Raw genomic sequence first — 844 nt, 5'->3', positions numbered from 1 at the left:
CTGATATTGAGCTGGTCAAGACTGGTACCTTAGACCTGGGTGAAAATGGTGTGGCTAATCCTGGGGATGTGATTAACTACGAGTTTAAAGTCACCAATACTGGTAACGTCACTCTTGATACTCTGTCTATTACTGATAGTCTCGACATTCCAGTGGACTTCGGTGGTGTGACAACTCTGGCTCCTGGTGAGATGGTAATTGGTACTGCTAGCTACAACTTAACTCAGGCAGATATTGATACAGGTGAAGTGATGAATACTGCTGAGGTATTTGGTAATCCTCCTGATGGAGACCCCAATGACCCTGGTGATGATGTCACTGATACTGATGACCATGTCGAGCCGATTCCTGATGGTGCTGATATTGAGCTGGTCAAGACTGGTACCTTAGACCTGGGTGAAAATGGTGTGGCTAATCCTGGGGATGTGATTAACTACGAGTTTAAAGTCACCAATACTGGTAACGTCACTCTTGATACTCTGTCTATTACTGATAGTCTCGACATTCCAGTGGACTTCGGTGGTGTGACAACTCTGGCTCCTGGTGAGATGGTAATTGGTACTGCTAGCTACAACTTAACTCAGGCAGATATTGATACAGGTGAAGTGATGAATACTGCTGAGGTATTTGGTAATCCTCCTGATGGAGACCCCAATGACCCTGGTGATGATGTCACTGATACTGATGACCATGTCGAGCCGATTACTCCAGCCCCTAGCATCGAAATTGAAAAGTCTACCAACGGAGTAGATGCTGACGCACCAGAGGATGCACCAGAAATCGCTCCTGGCGATACTGTGACCTGGACTTATAAAGTGACCAACACTGGTAATGTATCCTTTGC

Annotated in this window: 1 protein-coding gene; it reads left to right on the top strand. The window is 46.0% G+C overall.

Annotation, left to right across the window (positions count from 1 at the left end):
- Positions 1 to 844: hypothetical protein (locus tag F6K27_RS22925; RefSeq protein WP_353736049.1), on the top strand; the 844-nt coding region annotated here is incomplete at both ends.

Source organism: Okeania sp. SIO2F5 (assembly GCF_010692685.1).
Lineage (GTDB): Bacteria > Cyanobacteriota > Cyanobacteriia > Cyanobacteriales > Microcoleaceae > Okeania > Okeania hirsuta.
This window is presented reverse-complemented; position numbering and strand designations above follow the sequence as displayed.